Source organism: Mesoplasma entomophilum, assembly GCF_002804125.1.
In the GTDB taxonomy this organism is placed as follows: domain Bacteria; phylum Bacillota_I; class Bacilli_A; order Mycoplasmatales; family Mycoplasmataceae; genus Mesoplasma; species Mesoplasma entomophilum.
Window position 1 is genome coordinate 523,360 of the sequence record NZ_CP024966.1, and the last position, 18,671, is coordinate 542,030.

The 18,671-nt window shown below is 25.4% G+C and carries 19 protein-coding genes and 1 other annotated feature; all 19 genes read right to left on the reverse strand.

The window, feature by feature from the left end; genetic code table 4:
* A complete protein-coding gene (locus MENTO_RS02330; RefSeq protein WP_099651264.1) occupies positions 1-3,597 on the reverse strand; it encodes a hypothetical protein in 3,597 nt (1,198 codons plus the stop codon).
* A gap of 94 nt (positions 3,598-3,691) precedes the next feature.
* Positions 3,692-4,195: a hypothetical protein gene (locus tag MENTO_RS02335; protein ID WP_167372683.1), complete on the reverse strand. Its 504-nt coding sequence runs from the start codon at positions 4,193-4,195 to the stop codon at positions 3,692-3,694.
* A gap of 83 nt (positions 4,196-4,278) precedes the next feature.
* The gene (locus MENTO_RS02340; protein WP_099651265.1) at positions 4,279-5,409 is read right to left on the reverse strand and encodes an acyltransferase family protein; all 1,131 of its coding nucleotides are present in this window, start codon (positions 5,407-5,409) and stop codon (positions 4,279-4,281) included.
* Positions 5,410-5,522: 113 nt separating this feature from the next.
* Complete coding sequence (locus tag MENTO_RS02345; RefSeq protein WP_099651266.1) at positions 5,523-6,290, reverse strand: ABC transporter permease subunit; 768 nt, start codon at positions 6,288-6,290, stop codon at positions 5,523-5,525.
* A complete protein-coding gene (locus tag MENTO_RS02350) occupies positions 6,283-7,197 on the reverse strand; it encodes an ABC transporter ATP-binding protein (RefSeq protein ID WP_099651267.1) in 915 nt (304 codons plus the stop codon). Before MENTO_RS02350 ends, MENTO_RS02345 begins: the two co-directional genes overlap by 8 nt.
* Positions 7,198-7,215: 18 nt before the next feature.
* A complete protein-coding gene (locus tag MENTO_RS02355; RefSeq protein ID WP_099651268.1) occupies positions 7,216-7,860 on the reverse strand; it encodes a hypothetical protein in 645 nt (214 codons plus the stop codon).
* Between the two features lie 180 nt (positions 7,861-8,040).
* Positions 8,041-9,393 carry a M20 family metallopeptidase gene (locus tag MENTO_RS02360; RefSeq protein WP_099651269.1) on the reverse strand — a complete coding sequence of 451 codons (1,353 nt, stop codon included), beginning with the start codon at positions 9,391-9,393 and terminating at the stop codon, positions 8,041-8,043.
* A gap of 10 nt (positions 9,394-9,403) precedes the next feature.
* A complete protein-coding gene (locus tag MENTO_RS03890) occupies positions 9,404-10,312 on the reverse strand; it encodes a J domain-containing protein (RefSeq protein ID WP_099651270.1) in 909 nt (302 codons plus the stop codon).
* 86 nt (positions 10,313-10,398) lie between these two features.
* Entirely contained in the window at positions 10,399-10,686 is a 288-nt protein-coding gene (gene rpmA / locus MENTO_RS02370; RefSeq protein WP_011183338.1) for a 50S ribosomal protein L27, read from the reverse strand.
* Position 10,687: 1 nt separating this feature from the next.
* Positions 10,688-11,002: a ribosomal-processing cysteine protease Prp gene (locus MENTO_RS02375; RefSeq protein ID WP_011183339.1), complete on the reverse strand. Its 315-nt coding sequence runs from the start codon at positions 11,000-11,002 to the stop codon at positions 10,688-10,690.
* Positions 11,003-11,004: 2 nt separating this feature from the next.
* A complete protein-coding gene (gene rplU, locus MENTO_RS02380) occupies positions 11,005-11,304 on the reverse strand; it encodes a 50S ribosomal protein L21 (protein WP_011183340.1) in 300 nt (99 codons plus the stop codon).
* Positions 11,305-11,310: 6 nt separating this feature from the next.
* Positions 11,311-11,390: a sequence feature (ribosomal protein L21 leader region), on the reverse strand.
* A gap of 77 nt (positions 11,391-11,467) precedes the next feature.
* Positions 11,468-11,860 (reverse strand): hypothetical protein, encoded by a 393-nt coding sequence (locus MENTO_RS02385; RefSeq protein WP_099651271.1) that lies wholly within the window; start codon positions 11,858-11,860, stop codon positions 11,468-11,470.
* Positions 11,861-11,925: 65 nt separating this feature from the next.
* Positions 11,926-12,072 (reverse strand): hypothetical protein, encoded by a 147-nt coding sequence (locus MENTO_RS03835; protein WP_167372684.1) that lies wholly within the window; start codon positions 12,070-12,072, stop codon positions 11,926-11,928.
* A gap of 34 nt (positions 12,073-12,106) precedes the next feature.
* Complete coding sequence (locus MENTO_RS02390) at positions 12,107-12,340, reverse strand: hypothetical protein (protein ID WP_167372685.1); 234 nt, start codon at positions 12,338-12,340, stop codon at positions 12,107-12,109.
* 122 nt (positions 12,341-12,462) lie between these two features.
* Positions 12,463-14,691: a lipoprotein gene (locus tag MENTO_RS02395; protein ID WP_099651272.1), complete on the reverse strand. Its 2,229-nt coding sequence runs from the start codon at positions 14,689-14,691 to the stop codon at positions 12,463-12,465.
* A 292-nt stretch (positions 14,692-14,983) separates the two neighbouring features.
* The gene (locus MENTO_RS02400) at positions 14,984-15,712 is read right to left on the reverse strand and encodes a hypothetical protein (protein ID WP_099651273.1); all 729 of its coding nucleotides are present in this window, start codon (positions 15,710-15,712) and stop codon (positions 14,984-14,986) included.
* A gap of 101 nt (positions 15,713-15,813) precedes the next feature.
* On the reverse strand, positions 15,814-16,725 hold the full coding sequence (locus tag MENTO_RS02405; RefSeq protein WP_099651274.1) for a hypothetical protein: 912 nt from the start codon (positions 16,723-16,725) through the stop codon (positions 15,814-15,816).
* Between the two features lie 119 nt (positions 16,726-16,844).
* Positions 16,845-17,696, reverse strand: a complete 852-nt coding sequence (locus tag MENTO_RS02410) for a hypothetical protein (protein ID WP_099651275.1) — start codon at positions 17,694-17,696, stop codon at positions 16,845-16,847.
* 2 nt (positions 17,697-17,698) lie between these two features.
* A complete protein-coding gene (locus tag MENTO_RS02415) occupies positions 17,699-18,406 on the reverse strand; it encodes an ATP-binding cassette domain-containing protein (RefSeq protein WP_099651276.1) in 708 nt (235 codons plus the stop codon).
* Between the last annotated feature and the right edge of the window lie 265 nt (positions 18,407-18,671).

Below are 18,671 nucleotides of genomic sequence, written 5' to 3' on the forward strand. Positions count from 1 at the left end.
TTATTCCTCATCTTTCTTTTTATTTTTAACAAAGACTGCTGCTATTGCTATGGCCATAATATTAACCGCCGCTAAAACTCATAATAATATTTTAGTTTTCTTATGTGCTGGTATATTATTTTCAGACTGTGCATTTTCATTATTGTTTGAATTAACTTTTATTATTAATTTACCAGAGTATAAACTTTTTGTTTCATTACCTTCAAGAACTAAATTCCCAGTTTGATCTTCAATTGAAATTTTTAATTCACCTCAATAGATAAATAAATTAGAATACTGAGAGAAAAGTGCAGCTTTTAATTTGTCAAGATCATTCTTATCTTCTTCATTAATAAAAATACCTTTGCTGAAATCATTTTTATAATTAGAAATATCATATTGCAAGTAATAACTACCTTGAATTGCTCCTGAATATGCTTCAGAGTTTTGATTTGCAGCGATTTCAAAATTGTATCTATCAATTAATTTAATATGCAACTGTGTATAATCTATTGATTGATTATTAATTTTTTCTTTTGACGCATTCATTATAACTTCTTTAAGACTTTTAATTAAGATTTCATTTGTATTCCCTTTAATTTTAGAAACATCAACTCTTCCAATATCAATTGGAGATTTTACTATTTCTGAAATATTTTTTCTATCAACTTTTACATTAACCTCTACATATTGTTCATTATTTTCAGTTATTGATGATCCTACTACTAAAACGTTTGTAGATACTATTCTAATTTTTCCTTCTTCACTAGCTGATGGTTGTTTTACTATGTTTAGTTTTATATCATTTTCAGTAATATTTTTTCAACCTTTTTTATCTTGTAAATACTCAATGACATCTTCTATAGTAGTGCTTTCGTAGAAAACAAATTCTTTTTGTTCATTAGATTCAGTATACTTAAATAAATCTTGTTCAGCTAAATTATATGTCTTTGGAACAGTTATATTTATTTCATTTTCTAATCATTGAGAATTAGTTGTTGCTTTAATAGTAATTATACCAGTTTGACTAACTGATGATTGGTGAAGAGTAAAATCAAAATCAGAATCATTTACATTACCTAGACCTGTAATTAAATTTAATCTTCTAATAATTTCTGTTTTATCAATTAAATTAGAGGCATCATCTATTTTAAAGTTAGTTAAGTCATATTTTAACTTACTAATTTTAATTGTATTTGAATTACTTATTTTAACTGAAGAGGGACTTGCTTTAATTGTTATAAAACCATCTTGTCCAACTTTAGCAGGGTTTTTTCTTTCAATAATAATGTCATTTTGTTCAATTAAAGTTGTAAGAGTAGAATTTTGGCTTTTTATAACTTCATTTACCATATCTATAATTTCTTTATCTGAAGAATTATTTGTTAGTACCTTATCATTAAAATTTAACGTACTTAAATCAATTGCATCTCTTGCAGGAATAACAATTCTTTGCCCTCCTGTTAAATGAGTTGCACCAGGTTTTGCATTTATTGTAATAGAACCGTTTGCACCAGGTTGTGGTTGATTTATGCTAATTTCTGTTTCATCAGTAACTTGTTGTTCAGTTAACTGTATTTTATCATCTATTTTAGAATCATTTACAATCTGTTTGATAATTTTATTTTTATAATCTTTTTCATCATTATTAAAAGGTTCAAATACTGTTTTTGAAATATCATAAATTAAATGAGGAATTTCAATTGTTTGTTGATTCATTACAAGTCTTGAACTTTCATTTGCTTTAATTTTTATTTCACCAGATTTATCGTAATTAGCTTTTTCGTCAAGATTTATAGTAACATCATTATCTGTTATTTTAGTTCCTGTAACTTTTGTTAAAGCTGCTAATATTTCACTTTGTTTAGTGTTATTAGAAGGTTTTTTTTCATTCTTAATGGAATTCTTTTCATCTGCTAGATTAATTTTTGCATTGTCTGTTGGTCTTAATCTAATTAAAGAAGTAATTACATTATTTGGTTGCTTATCTTCATCAAAAAATTGAACATATAAGTCATAACCATTCTTTGCATGTGCATCAGGTATTTGAACTTCTCAAAATTGATTTTTATCATTAGTTTTATTATAAACAACTCCATTTTGAACAGGTTTTTCTGAATCTTGCTCAGTTAATAATACTTTAGAAATATATGAATTAGCTGATAAGGTTAAATTAGGTTTTTTCTCTCCATTATATCAAACATAAACTTCACCATTTGGTCCTAAATTTCAATCTAATCCAGATGATCCAACTAAATTTGATGCTCTCAACGTTTCTTGAAACTTATCATTGAATACTCTATTTACTTGGGCTCTTCCTGTTGTTGATTGCGCTTTAGTTCCAGCAATTTTATATGTTTCATCAGCTTGATACATAACTCCATAATCAAACATTCCACTATATCTTGGTGCTGTATGATATTCTTGTGTTAAATTTTCATTTTTGTATGTTCCATCAATAGTGTAAGATGAATTTTGATATGAATTTGATTGAACTATTGTTTTTGAATCATACATAACATATTTAGTCATATCATTAACTCATTGAACACCCTTAATATAACCATCACCTTGACTATCTTGAGTAACAGAGTCATTAATTCTATCTATGTAAAATGTTTTTGGATTCGCTTTTTTTATTGTTTCATTATCATGTGCTTGGGCACTTGTATCTGATGAGTCAGATGTTCCTATATACATACCTTGGCTATCAACAAATACATCATATGCTTGTCTTGTATCTGATAGATGAGTTATTAATTCACTTTTTTTGCTACTGTCTCTATAAACTGAAACCATTCCATTAACTGTAAAATATGTATCTTTTGAATTCTCTTCAACTGCCAATATTGGATATAAACCATTATTTGTTCCTGATGCCAGTTCCTCGCTTGTTTTATCATTTTCATAATACTTAGTAATTATTCAATCATTATTTTTATCATCTAATGTTGAATAAGTTATTGAATCATCTTCTGGATTATAAACTGCGTCTTTAACTGATCTATTATAAACTTCAATTGGTTTAATTTCTTCACCTGTAACTGGCTCTTTTTTTGGAGGATTTGGCACTAAAAGCCCAATAACTCCACCAAGAATTCCTCCAACTCCACCAAGAACTCCTCCAACTCCACCAAGAATTCCACCTAATCCTCCGACTAATCCATAGTTGCTATATGAACTATTTTTTCATTCAAATTTTGATATTCCTGATTTATCAAAGTAATAACTTGCTGAATCATTTCCAAAAAAAATTGTTTTGTTTAAAAAATCAATTGGCTTTGTTTCATTTTTTCTTGTAGTATTTGTATAAGCAACTTCTTGTGTCGGACCAGATAAAGAAGAATTCAATTTTGTTCTGTATAAATAATTTTTGCTGTCTTTGTCTGTACCAGTTCCACTTCAAGTTGTATATCCAGTTTTACCATCAAAATATGATTGTCTAATTTTCGTTCCAAAAGTTAAAGCAGCACGATTCATTGCCTCATATTCTTTAAAATCAGCTTGTTGTTTTTCAGACATTTTATCCATTTTAGGTGAAATATCAACAAGATTTAAAGCAGCAGCCCCTCCTTGAGTTACTGTTAAACCCGTTAAAGCATATATAAAAATTTTCATTTAAATCCCCTTATAGTTGTATTAGTAATATTTTATTAATTTTAGCAACTGCAATTTGAAAAGTCAAATTCTAAAAATAAAAAACTAGAAAGCTTTATTTTCCTAGTTCTTTTACCTTTACTTTATTAATGTAATTACTTACATAATATTTAAATTCTTCTTCGTCGATTGAATCTTTCATTTTCATATTAGCATTACATATATTTCTACCTGAATATAAAATATTTAAGATAGCTATTATAGTTAAAAAAACTCAAGCTCCATATAACACTCAACCAATATATACATCTAAATTATGAATAGGAAATACATCATTAACAATAATAGGAGTTAAATTTAATTGAATCATCATAAAGAACACTCCAAACATTAGTGAAACAAATAATGCTCAATTTAATTTTGTATAGCGATCTTTTCTTTCATTTCTTACGTACTCCAAATAAATAGCTTGCTTTTCAGTCAAATGCTTCATTTTTCAATGACGATTAAGACTTGAAAATATTAATAAAATTATTCAAATAATAAAAATGACTATTATAGTTGACAAAAATGAAAACATATTTGCCCCTCACATTGATACGCTTGATGCTAGTAACATTAAAAAATCACCTCTTAATTATGATTATACAATTTAATCTAAATAAAATAAAAAACCGAACAAATTAATTCGGTTTTAAAAAATTATTTAACATCTTGAGAAATAGAATTTCTTTTTGAGTAAAATTTAATTTTTGTTTTTATATAAATAATAGACTTATTAAATTGTTTCATATAAGAACTATAAGTTGGAATAACAATTAAACTTAAGCTTCCACATATTGCTATTGTTAATGATAAGCTAATAAGATCTCTTTTTACAGAATAGGTTTCTATTTCTCATTTTTGCATCAAGTTTGAGTCAATTCAGTCTCTTATAGTAAAGTGAGCCACAAAAAATATCATAGATGCCTTTCCTAAATAATTTATAAACTTATTGTATGGTATGTTTAAAATATAAAATAATGAGAAAATACAAAATGCCACTAAAATTGTTAACGGAAAATTATTTTGTGTTGACAATTTTTTTATGTTATTAAGTAATTGATAAAGAACTGCATTATGATCATTTGTTACAACTTTGTTTTTAATTATTGCATAAGCTACTATTTGTATTGAAACTAAAATAACTAAAATTGGTAAGCAATAATTTATAACTTTTTTCTTGTTTGTTAAAAATGTGTCAGATAAATATTTATTCATTCAAGCACCCAACATAAATGCAGTTATTATAACAAAAATATTACCATATCAATTTCTATCAATAATATAAATATTTATATGTTCACCAACAGCAGGTAAATTCATTGTTATGTAGAATACAAAAATAATGAATAAAGATGTGTACTTTGGTAATTGCTTAACACCTAATACCAATATTGGTGATATTAATAATGTAAAAAACATAGCTCAAATATATCAGAATTGTCCAGGGCCATAAGTTACAAGCACTAGTCAGTTGATATTGCTTAAACTAGAAGTTGTAGCATTTAAGATAAGAGTAACTATTAAATTTAATACAATGAAAAATATAATAGTTGGTATAAATTTTAGACCTGCATAATTATCTTCTTTGTTATACAAAAAGAAACCTGTAATTAATGCAAAAGTTGGCACAGAACAATAAATCAATGGAGCAACATAATTATATATGCCTCCCAGATGTATCATAACAATAAATATACATAAAATAAATCTTAAAAGCTCTATGTTTGATTTTCTTTTAGCTGAATCTTTTTTTATATTTTCAATTTTTAATTCTATATTTTTTTTCATTTTATAATCCTTAACTTTTTAGCAACATTTATAATTATATATTAAAGACTAATTTTTTCATTTTATTAAGTAACTAAAATAAAAAACCGAACAAATTAATTCGGTTTTAGAAATTATAATAATAAATCTTTAGATTTAAATACATATGATGAAGCTATGAAAACAATAGTTCCAATGGCAAACATTGCAAAATATTGACCTAATCACTTGCTTACTGATGCTAATACAGCTTTTTGATCTTTAATAACATAAACAACTGTTTCATTATATAAACTATTTAAACTTATGTATTTTGTTGCTTCTAACGCAGGCACTGAAGATAACATAGATAAAATAAAAAATAAAATAGGTATTCCAGCTCCAACTGCATAAGATCAAATTGCTTTATTGAAATAAGTTGATGCCATAAATGTTATACTACACATCATAAATAATAATAAGAACATTCCAGCTAATTGAGTCACAAATACACCCATTGTTAAGTCAATTTTATTTGCATTCAAACTAACAACTGGTGCTGTTAAAATAACATTTAAAATAAAACCTATAAATAAACTTGCTACCATGAAAATTATTTTTGTATTTATAATAGTTGCTCTTTTAAGAGGAGAAGCTACAACATATGTAATTCTTCCTGTTTGTACTTCTCCAACCATTATTTTATTTGAAGTTATTATTATATAAATAAGTGGTATCTCAAATCCAATTGATGTAAATATAACAAATCTCAATATCGATGTTATATTAACAATTTCTCCTCCACTCTGATCAACAGACAGTGGAATAATTAAGTTAATAAATAAAGCTGGCATAATAATTAAAATTAATCAAAGTGCAAAATTTGATTTAATATGTTGTTTAATAATTGCTTTATTAACCATTGACTTTATCCTCCTTTTTTAATTTATAGAAATCCAAAAAGTACTCTTCTAAAGTGAAAGGGATTTCTTTAAAAATTTGAGTATTAAATTTAGCTACAATTTTTAATAAATTTTGCATATCTTTTTGTTTTAGATTAACAAATAATTTTGTTTTGTCTAAAACTTCAGTATTTTTATTATTATATAGTTTTAAGAACTCTTTCATATCTGCTTGTTTGCTAAATACAATTTCAAATCTTTTGCTTTCATTATATTTAATTTCATTCATGTCAATATTTGAAACAATTCTACCATTTTTTACAATAGCTACTCTGTCACATGTTTTTTCAACTTCTTGAAAAATATGAGAACTTAAAATAACAGTTCTTCCTTCTGCTTTTATATTCTTAATTAAGTTAATAAATTTTTCTTGCATTAATGGATCTAATCCTGATGTTGGCTCATCTAAAACCAAAATTTTTGGTTTGTGCATAAAAGCACAAATTAAACTAACCTTTTGTTTCATACCTTTTGACATTTTTTTAATTTTGACTTTTGGATCAAATTCTCAGAATTCAATTAGTTCTTCTACGTATTTTCAATCTTTTAGTTTTCTAATTTCAAATATATATTTGATGAATTCTATTCCAGTCATAAATTCTGGCATTGCAATTTCACCTGGAACATATCCTAAAATAGAATTAACTCTATCAGCATCTTTTCATGCATTAATTCCATCGATTATAATTGTTCCTTTTTGTGGTTTCATAAAACCTAATATGTGTCTAATAGTTGTTGATTTACCAGCTCCATTTGGACCTAGATAACCAAAAACTTCTCCTTCTCTTATAGAAAGATTAATGTCATATATTCCATGACCATTTTTAAATTCTTTTGTTAAATTATTTACTTTGATTAATTCTTTCATAAAAATCCTCCTTGTTAATTAAATTAATTGAAGGTTTTTTGTTGGAGGATTCAAGCATACATGATTACTAATTAATAAAATTTTATTTAAAAATAACTGCAACATAAATCGAATTTTAAATATAAAGGATTTAATTCGATAAATTGATTTTGATATCATTTTAATTACTACATTTATGTCATTTTTAATAAATTCTTTTGAACTAACAAAAAACTTAGTAAAAGCAATTTTAAATTTATAATCTTTAAGTAGATTAATAACTCCTAAATTAAATAAGAAAAAGATAAAGAAAAATATACTTGCTATAAAAGTTAGCGATACTGAAAATATAAAGTTGTTTCAATATAAAGCAGTAAATTGATTTATGTTATTGTGAATAATTATTTGAACTAATTCATGCATTAATAAAGATGCTCATAAAATTCTAGCCAAAGTATCAATTAAGTTAAATTTTAATTTTTCTTTATTATAAAATGCTTTGAAAGAATTAAACATTTGTATTAAAAATAATATTGCTAAATTTGCAGAAAATAACGCATAGAAAAATTCAGTAAAGAATGACCTTAAAGAAATTGAATATATAAAAAATAATATATACAGAACATAAAATAAAAACTTTCAAGTTAATACTTCTGCTTTGAAATTTTTTAACACTTTTTTCATACTAGACTTATAATAACACAAACAAAAAACCAATCAAACAATTGGCTTTTAATAATTTGCTTCTAACTTTTTAAAATCATTATTTTTTTTATTATTATTTTCATTAGTGAACTCAAATATTTTAATTTACATCACCAGATGTTCAAATAAAACGAAGCAAATTTTCTATTTCTGCATAAATTACTTAGCTAACTTTGTTATTGCCTTAGCATATATTTTAATCATTTTTTGCAGCTCTTCAATAGTTGCAAATTCATTATAGTCATGCATTGGTGAATCTTCTAAATTCATAACAGCACCAAACGCAATTAAATTAGGCATTGTTTTAGCATAAGTTCCTCCACCCATTGCTTGAGGTTGACTAATCATATCTCCAGTAATTTCTTGGTAAACTTGCATAATGTTTTTAACAACTTCGCCATCTTTTGGAAAGTATACTGCATCTTCAATTCTTTGTTTTACATGATCTAAACCATATTTATTAAATGCTGCTTCAATGATTGGGAAAAACTTAGTTTTAGGTTCTGATAAAACAGGTATTCTAAAGTTAAAAGTAAACATTCCTTTACCATCTTTAATGTCAATGATTCCAATGTTTTGAGTTAGATCACCAGTTTCATCAGCAATATTATCAAAGATATTAGACATGTTGAAATTTAGATGAGCTTCTTTTGCAATAAATTGAATTAAAGGATGTTTAATACCTAATTCATTCATTGCAAATGCTAAGTGAGATACGGCATTAACTCCAACATGAGGAGTAGAAGCATGGCCTGGTTTTCCTTTAACAATTAATTCATCATTATTAACTGAAGTATGAATGTCTTTCATTGCATCTAATTTAGCTTTAATCTCATCGATTCTAGGTCCTTTGTAAGAAACCTTATCACAAATCATGTTGTAAGCCTCTCCACCTTTAATTTCAAAATCACAAGGCACATTGGCAATAACATCCATATTATTAATTCATTTCTCTGCGTATACGCAAGGGAATAAACCATCAGGCACATAACCAGCTGATGCAATACCATGATCTGCTACATATTTTTCCATACATTCTCATGTAGTTTCTTCGCTTAATCCAAAAATCATTCTAATTTTATAAGTATTTGATTTTCAATTATGATCTTTTAAGTATTTAAGTGCATATAAATTCATCATTGTTGGACCTTTATCATCAATTGAACCACGTCCGATTAATTTACCATCTTTTTCAATTGGTTCAAAGGGATTAGTTACTCATTCTGACATATCTCCAGCAGGAACTACATCTAAATGACACAAGATTACATATAGTTCTTTTCCTTCACCATATTCTAAAAAACCATATTTGTTAGTTTCATCACGGTATGTTTCAAACCCTAATTCATTACCTAATTTTAAAATATAGTCTAATGCATCATTAACCCCTTTTCCAAAAGGCATATTACCAATTGGATCTGCTAATACTGAAGGTATTCTAATTAATTCCTTAGTTTTTTCTAAAGCTTCTGTAAAGTATTTGTCTAATAATAATTTGTTGTTAATTTCCATAATATTCTCCTTAATTAACCTTGTTAATTGATTTTAAAAATTGATAAGCTCGATTTATTTCAACCATTTTATCTTTTGCTTCTGTTGTTTTATTTTTATCTGGGTGGTAAGTCATTGCTAACTTACGATATTGTTTTTTAATTTCATCACTTGTTGATTTTTCAGTAACACCAAGTGTTTGATAAGCTCAGTTAATATCACTAAATTGATCTGACATTTTTGATTGTCTTTGCTGTTGATATGAATATTGTTGATATTGGGAATTATTTGTATATGATTCTGATTGTTGATAAACTCCAGATTGTTTATACAATTCATTAATTAATTCATCAATAGCCTTGGTAAATCATGAATGCATTAAATTAACTTCTTTATCAATATCTAACAACGCATCCCCTTTTAAAAAATCTATTTTAGCTTTTAGTATTCTTGGCACAAAACCTTGAGTAACTACCTTCATATATATATTTAAAGATTCATTATAAAATTTCATTAAAAAATTACGATTTTGATAATTATCTTCTAAACCAGTTTGGTCAAAAGCTTTTAATAGTTTTCTTTGTTCAACTAATCAAAAATTTAATATTTTTGATTGGGCTTCTTTTAATTCTTTAATCACATCATTTGTTGTTGTAAATGAAAAGTTATTTTTTAATAAATATTCTTTAGTATTATTAAATTCTGAGTTAAAAGGAAACTCTTCAAAGCTTTCAAAATAATCATATTTTGATACTAAAACTGTTCTTTTAGTATTTCTCATCCAAACTTTACGATTAGTGCTTAATAGTTCTTCGTTTTTTCTTATTTGAGCATCTGGTGATTCTATCCGGTTCTTTTTAAACGTAAATAAAAACGTTATTGATCCAATAACAAATAAAGCTAGGATTATACAAAGTATGATAATTAACATTTTTACCATTTTATACCTCTTCAGTGTTTATATTATTTTAACAAAATAAACAAAAAAATTAGTCGAGTAATCGACTAATTAATTTTTATGAATAATTATTCAGCAGGAGCTACAACTTTAACTCTTGTACGACCTTTTCCAAATTTTTCATATTTAACGATTCCTGATACTAATGCAAATAAAGTATCATCTCCACCACGTCCAACATTTTGTCCTGGGTGAATTTTTGTACCTCTTTGTCTAAAGATGATTGAACCTGCGTTTGCAAATTGTCCATCAGCTTTTTTAGCTCCTAAACGTTTTGATTCTGAGTCACGTCCGTTTTTAGTTGACCCTACTCCTTTTTTAGAAGCGAAGAATTGTAAATTTAATATAAAACGCATATTAGTATACCTCCATAATTTCTATAAACTGTTTGTATTGTGTTTGTATTGTTGATAATTGTATTTTTAACATTTTCAACATTGTTTGTAAAGATTGATTTTCTATATTGTTATTTGTAATAACAATTTTATTTTCTAAAACTTTCAAATCAACTTCTTTTGAAAAGTGAATATCTAAAGCATTTAATGCTCCAAATGTAATTCCTGAAACAGCTGCACACACAAGATCTTGTCCATAAGGTCCAGATTCAGCATGCCCTGATATTTCAAATTGTTTTAACAATTCACCTTCATTTTTAATTTTGACTTTAATCATAATTAAGCTTCAATTTTTTCAATTTTTACTTTTGTATATGGTTGTCTGTGACCATAAACTTTATTAACGTTTTTCTTAGGGTGGTATCTAACTACACGAATTTTTTTACCTTTACCTTGTTTAACGATTGTACCAGTAACTTTAGCACCTTGTACTAATGGGCTACCAAATTTTCCATCAACCATTAAAACCTCTTCGAAAGTTACTTCAGTGTTTAATTCACCTTCTAATTTTTCGATAAAGATTTCCATTCCAGCTTCAACTTTAATTTGTTTTCCACCTGTTTTTATAATTGCGAACATATTTATCCTCCAGTCTAGACTCGCCTTCATACGTGAGATATAAATCTACTTATGTACGTATTAGTTAAGAGCGGTTGAAACTTGATTTCAACATTTAAATGATACTACAAACCAATTTATAATTCAACTAAAGAAATCAACTACTTAATATATTTGCTTGATTTTAACCAAAATACTTATTAAAAACTATTTCTTTAACCATATTAGCGTCTAAGGTTGTATTCATAAGTTGTGCTGTTTCTAAATTATTGCCTTGATTAATCACACTATTGTTAAAGGATCTGATAGCTTCTAGTTTAATCACATTATCAGCAATATTGCTATTGGCATTTAATTTAATAGATGTTGTATCATCAAATTCAAAACTAGAACTACCCATTTTAAATTTAGCTTTATCATGCCCCTTAGCAGCTTCTATATAAGCAAATGGTAGCATTGCTACATCAATAATAAAATCACCTGTTTTACCAATAATAGAACCTATTCCATTTAACAACGCTCCAGAAGCAGCTCCACCTTTTATTTCCTTTAATTCATCAACTTTTAGTTTTTGCATAATTACCTCTTTTCTATCTTCACATTGTTATTACAAAATAAAATTAAAAAATTGCAAAAAAATTATTATTTATTAAAAATATAGTAAATTAACATTTCTTCATCTTGTTTTTCAGTATTAATATTATTTTTAAATAAAATTTTATCATGTTTTCAATAACCATTATAAGGTTCTAACATATATGAAAAGATCTGAACAATTAATTTATACATTATCTTTTCATTATTAGTTTGTAAATAGAACTGATTAATGTTTTAATCATAGAATCAATAGGAATATCATTAACAAAAAACGCAAACCCGTAATATTTCATTCAAGAAGCTTATTTAAAACAATTGTTAAATCATAATCACCTTGTTGATTATGATCTTGGTTTAAATTGTCTCGACTTTTACATTGAATAATTCCAATAATGTTTTTATTTTGTTTTAAGTTATCAATTAAGTCTTTATGATTTTTAAAATGTAATTTGTTAATCATATAGTCCTTTTTTGATTTAATAAATTACTATATTTAACATAAATAGTTTAGTGTTAGTTTAATAAATAAAAAAAAGAACTCGCTTGAGTTCTTTTACTTATTATTAATAAATAATTAACTAATTAGTTAGAATATTTATCTGAAATTATTGAGTATGAAAATTTTGATTCAGCTATTACAACAGTTTTTGTTACTACTTGATTATTAACTAATTCAATATTATTACTTGTTGGAAGCAACTCTATAGTTATTTTTAATGGGTTTGTTTGATCTTCTGTAATTTTATATGTAACTTTATCTTTTAATTGTTGTTCTTTTATAATTTGATTGATATTAGATTTAACTTGGTCCTGTGTTAATGTGTTATCTGCCAGGTTAATTAAAAAATCAACAATGTTTTTAACATCAACCTGTTCAAAAACAATTGAGAAATTAATTGAAACTGATCCAGTATAATCTTTATCATTATCAATTGCTTTCACAGTAGCTGTATATTTTCTTGTTAGATCAGCATAATTTTGAGGATTTACTTCCTTAATATCAGCAATAACAATATGACCTGCTAACACTGTAAATTGCGCTTCAACAGCGGCCTTAACTCCAACTACATCAGCTTCTTGAACCCCAGTAATTTCTGTGTTATCTTTTAACACAGTTGAAATTAGAGCAACTGATCCAAATCTTACAGATAATTCAACATTTTCATTATTAATTAATTTAATATCACTTCTTTTTGATGATAATTCAACTTTAATTTTATGATCTTTAAACCCAAAAGTTGAAGTAATGTCTGTTAATGTAACAACTATATTTTTATTAACTTTATTAGTTATTTCTTCAACAGCTTTTTGTAAAGCTGGTTGATCAACATAATCCTTACCACCTAGTTCTCTAATTTTAACAATAGCATCAGTAACATCAACTTCATCAATTTTACCAATTTGAACATCTTCAACTGTAAATTTTCCATCTCAATTCGCTTCAAATTGTGCATCTGCTTTTTTAGATACTGTAATTTTTACTGATTTTGTTTCTAAAGAATCATTTGATCCATCAGCAAGTTCACCTGTAATTGATTCAACACCAGTTGGTTTAACAATTGCAGCTAATGCGTCATTTAAATTATTTTCATTTTCAAAGTAAACATTATTACCTTTAATCTTAGCGTTAACTAAATCTAAAACACTTTGTTGAGTAATAACATCAATTGTACCAATTTTTAATTCAACTGTTGTTTTACCATCTTGAATGTCATTTGCTAAAACATAACCCGTTTTTGCTTGAACAGTAATATTGAATACTTGATTACTTAAACCTCTAATTGAATCCGTTTTTAATGTTGCATCACTTACTTTAAATTCTTCAGTTTCAACTTTTTTAATTGCATCAGTTGCTTCTTGAGTTGTATTATATGTTTTTCCATTTTCATTTAATTTTGCGATTTCATTATCAATTGTTGTTTTGCTTACTACTTCATCATCAATATTAGCTTTAGTATTAAACGTAATCCCATCAACTTTACCATTATAGAAATCATCATTTTCTTTTGGTCCAACAGTAACAGTATAATTTGTTGTTTGTTCATGTGTTTTTGCAACAACACCATTACTAATTGTAACTTTAATATGATCTTTTTTTAATGAAGGGTTTTTAGCAACTAATGCATCAATAACAGTCGCTTCTTCTGCATTATCCAATGTTCCTAAATCAGTTGTTTTAATAACTTCTGATAAACCCTCACTTATAGTCGGTTTGACAATAGCTCCAGCAATTTCAAAAGTATCTGAATCTAGTTTATAACCTTTTTTTGCAGTTACTTTAACTATTACATCAGTTTGAGTTCCTGTTTTTATTGCTGCTGTTAAAGAAGAAATATTTTTTAATACATTTCCTTCAGTTGCATTAGATAATTTTCCAGCTAATTCAATATTAACTGCGTCTAAATTTTCTTTACCTGCAATATCACCAACAGCTGCTTTAACTGAATCAATTTTAATTTTGGTATTTTCAACTTCTATTTGGGTATTAAAAGTAATTCCTTCAACTTTTCCTTGATAAACTTTTGAATCAGGTTTTGGTTCAACAGTAACAGTATAATTAGCTGTTGCAACAGCTTTAGTTGCTGGAATTGTCAATTTAATTTCATCGGTTTTTAATGTCGGGTTTTCTTTTAATAGAGCTGCTTTAACAGTATCTTCTTTAGCATCCGCCAATTTACCTAAGTCCTTTTTAATTATAATTGAACTTAAGTTAATTTTTTCTTCTTTATTGTGATTTCCACAAGCAACAACAACAGAAGCACCAGTAGCTGTTACACCAACAGCCCCTAAAATTGCTAATAATTTCTTCATAATTCTCCTTTTTTATATTCAACTCTATTTAAAAAGCAAATAAGAACATGAAATGGGATTTTATTATTCAAAAAATCTTATACATTCTTAAAGTCTCAAATTTGATGTTGAGGCCAATCAGTAACCTATTTGTTACCTTGTTTTTTATATTAAGTTGTTATTTTAATTTTACATAAAAAGTAAAAATAATGCACACTATAGTTTGTTTTTTTTAAAATATGATTATTTTTTTACTTAGCAAAAGTTAAAAATAAATTAAATATTTTATAAACTTTATCTCTTAATTTATATTCTAAAATACTTCTTTTTGATCATTAAATAAATATACTAGTGTTCCTATTCAACTAAAGATATTAATTGATAATACTGATGTAATTATAAATAGGATTTTAATTATTTTATTTTTAACTAACATTAATCTTCAAGCAAAAATGATGTTTAATAAATTAATTATAGTTAAACTAGTTGAAACAATTACTATAATTAACATGATTTCATTAAAGTTATCTAACTTTAACTTTTTAATTAAATCTTTTAAGAAATCTAAGATGCTATTATCTGGTATTTTAACTTCACCAAAATCTAAAAAATCATTAATTGTTTTAATGAATCCTTCTTTAGGCAAAACCTGATTGAATAAATTAATTACATCATCTGAACTTAATAGAACAATATCATTTCCAACTTTAATTGTAATTCCATTTTTATTTATGTTTTTCATTATTTCATTATAAATATCTTCAGGATTAGTTTTATCTTTAACTGTTTGTAAAGCATCATTAATTAATTTCTCAATATTTGATTTAAAATCTTTATCAAATGACTCAACTATAGAAATAAATTTTTCTTGTCGAATATAAATAAAAAGTAATATAGAAATTATTGAAAATATGATTAAACCAATAATGGTAGTTGATGATCCAAATAGATTTAATAAGATTCCATTCTTTCTTCTTTTAACTTGTTTATTAAATTCCTTCTCTTTTTTTGAAGGCTTTGCCTTTACCACTTTTTCTTTCATTTGTGTATTTCCTTAATTTAATTAATATAATTTTACTTCTTTAAAAAAATAAAAATACTAAAATGACTTTTATTGTGAAGTGTAATAAAAAAAACAGTAATTTAAAATACTGTTTTTTTATCGTTAACTACAAATACTAACATTCCAATTAAGTTAATAATGTTAATTGATATTATTGAAGTAATAATAAATAATGGTTTTGATATTTTAGCTTTAGCTACAATTAATCTTGAAGCAAAGATAATGTTTAATAAATTAATAACTGTTAAGAACGCTGAAACAATAATTAATGCAACTCCCATATTTTTGAATATGTCTAAATCCAATTTAACAATTAATTGATCAATAAATTCTTTAGTTACTGTTTGTGGTAATTCTACATCTCCATTACTCATTCAATTTTGAATTACTTGAGTTAATGATGCTTTATTAAATACAGTTCCAAATGCATCTGTTACTTGTTCATAGCTTAAATGTTTTTTACCAAAGTCTAAACCATTGGCTTTGATAGTTTCAATTATTTTATTAAAGATTTGATCTGCTGACATAGCTGTATTTCCTTGTTGAGCATCTCCAATCAATTTTTCTAATGTGTCTGATATTCTATTTTTAACTAAACCATTTAATAGTTCTAAATATTTATCTTTAGCAAATAAAATAATTGCAACAGCTAAAATTAATAAAATTAATCATCCAAAGAATGTTGATGATGAACCAAATATGTTCATAATTAAACCAACTTTTCTTCGTTTAACTTTTTTATTAAATTTCTTTTCTTCATTTGATACTGCTTGTTTAACTTTTACTTCTTTAATAGAAGTTTTTTTAGTTTGTTCAATTTCTACTTCAACAGTAGTGTTACCTGCTTCAACTTCAACTACTTCAGTTTCAACTACAACAGTTTCTTCTATTTTTGGTTCTGCTTTTTTTGTTGTTGACTTTTTAGCAGCAGGTTTTTTGTTAACAGGTTTTTTACTTGCTGCTGATTCATTTATTTTTTTAGTGTTTGCCATTAAAATAATCCTTATTTTCTATTTGTAAATAATACTTTTTTATTTTATCTTAAAATACATTTAAAAGTGTATTTTTTTAGGCAAAAAAAATCAGATAAAATCAAAAAAACTTACTATTTCTAGTAAGTTGCTTTACGATTTTGTATAGTTCATAATCAAATAAATAAGCTAATAAATGCAATATTATAAGCATACCCTGCAAATATTAATCAGTTATTAGCATTTCATCAAAAACTTGAACCTGATGAAACTGATGGAATCATAAATAAAATTCAACCAATTATACTTCGATAAAAATTGTCTATTATTAACAACGGAATTAACGCAAAGTTAGCACTAGCTAATAAATATTGAATGAAAAAGAATGCAATAATCACAATTAATTTTATAGCTCCTTTTTTTGGTAAAGCTTGAATTAATACTGATAATAATAAACCTAAGAAATAAGCTGATAGTACTTTTAATACTAAAGTTGCAAAGAACTCTAAATTAACTAACTCAATTACTTTAACCGATGAAATAACTGTTGATAAACCAAATATAATACTTACTAATATGATGGTCATAATTGCTTGTGCTACTAATAGTATCCCATTATAAACTAATGTAAAGTTTTTAATTTGATTTCTTTTTATTTCACCAAATAAGAATATACGGTTAACTTTTTTGCTTATATTATCATTAAGTGTAGTTTTCATACTAGCTATTGCACAAATTAACATTAAAGCACCAATTATCATCATTACAGTATCTGTTGTTAAATATGTCTCATTGGTATCTTGATCATAATTGATTTTAGTTGCTACATAACTTAATAAACTTAATATTCCGATTAAAGCAATTGCAAATAAAACTAAAATTGTTAGTCCAGATTTAAAACCGTTAAAAAAGTTATATTTAAAATAAATTACAAATTTATTTTTAGTTGGAAATTTAGCACTTAAGTGCATTCTTTTATTATTTGATTTCATAATTAAAAATCCCCTATTTCAGTAAATTCATAAAATGATTTAAAGCTTTCTCTTAAATTTGATTTATGTTCTTTAATATTTACATCTTTAACAATAGTGTTATTTTTAATAATAAGTCCACGATCACAAAATTTTTCAACTTCTTCTAATATATGAGAACAATAAATAATTGTTAAATCTTTTTCTTTTAATTTTTCCATAATTTTTTCAAATAACTCTACTGCAATTGGGTCTAATCCTCTTGTTGGTTCATCAAATATTAAGATATCTTTATCTCCTGATATTGCTAATATTATTTTTAGTTTTTGCACCATCCCAGATGACAAACTACCAATTAGTGAACTATCATTTAAATCAAATGCTAAGACCTTAGCAAACATTTCAATGTTAGTGTTAAATTTTTCACTATTTTCTAATTCTTTAATATATCCTACATATTCAACAACACTTAGTTTTTTAGGGATATCTAAATTAGCTGATATATAACCAACTTTACTAATATCAAAATTTTTATCTGTTGATTTAACTCCATTAATGATCACTTCACCTTTTTTTGGTAAGTGAAAACCTAATAATAGTTCAATAAAAGTTGTTTTACCAGCTCCATTTGGACCAACTAAACCTATTTGTTCTTTATTAATAATAATGTTTACATCTTTTAAGCCTTTATTAGATGCAAACATTTTATCTACGTTTTTAAATTCAATCATAAATAATACCTTTAACCTTATTTAAAGTAGATTATAACAAAATAAGAAAAGTATAAGTAACTTTATGTTCTGTTGGGGTAAATTGTTTATTTGGTGCAAAGTGCAAGATTTACAATTTCCAGTAGAAATTTACTGAAAAAATTGTATGTGAACGTCTTTTGTTACAATTATTTTATCATTTTTAATAAAAAAGCAACACAAAAATATAGAAATCGTTAAATTTCCATTTTTTGTACACTTAGTATCTTTTTTTGTACACAAGGTG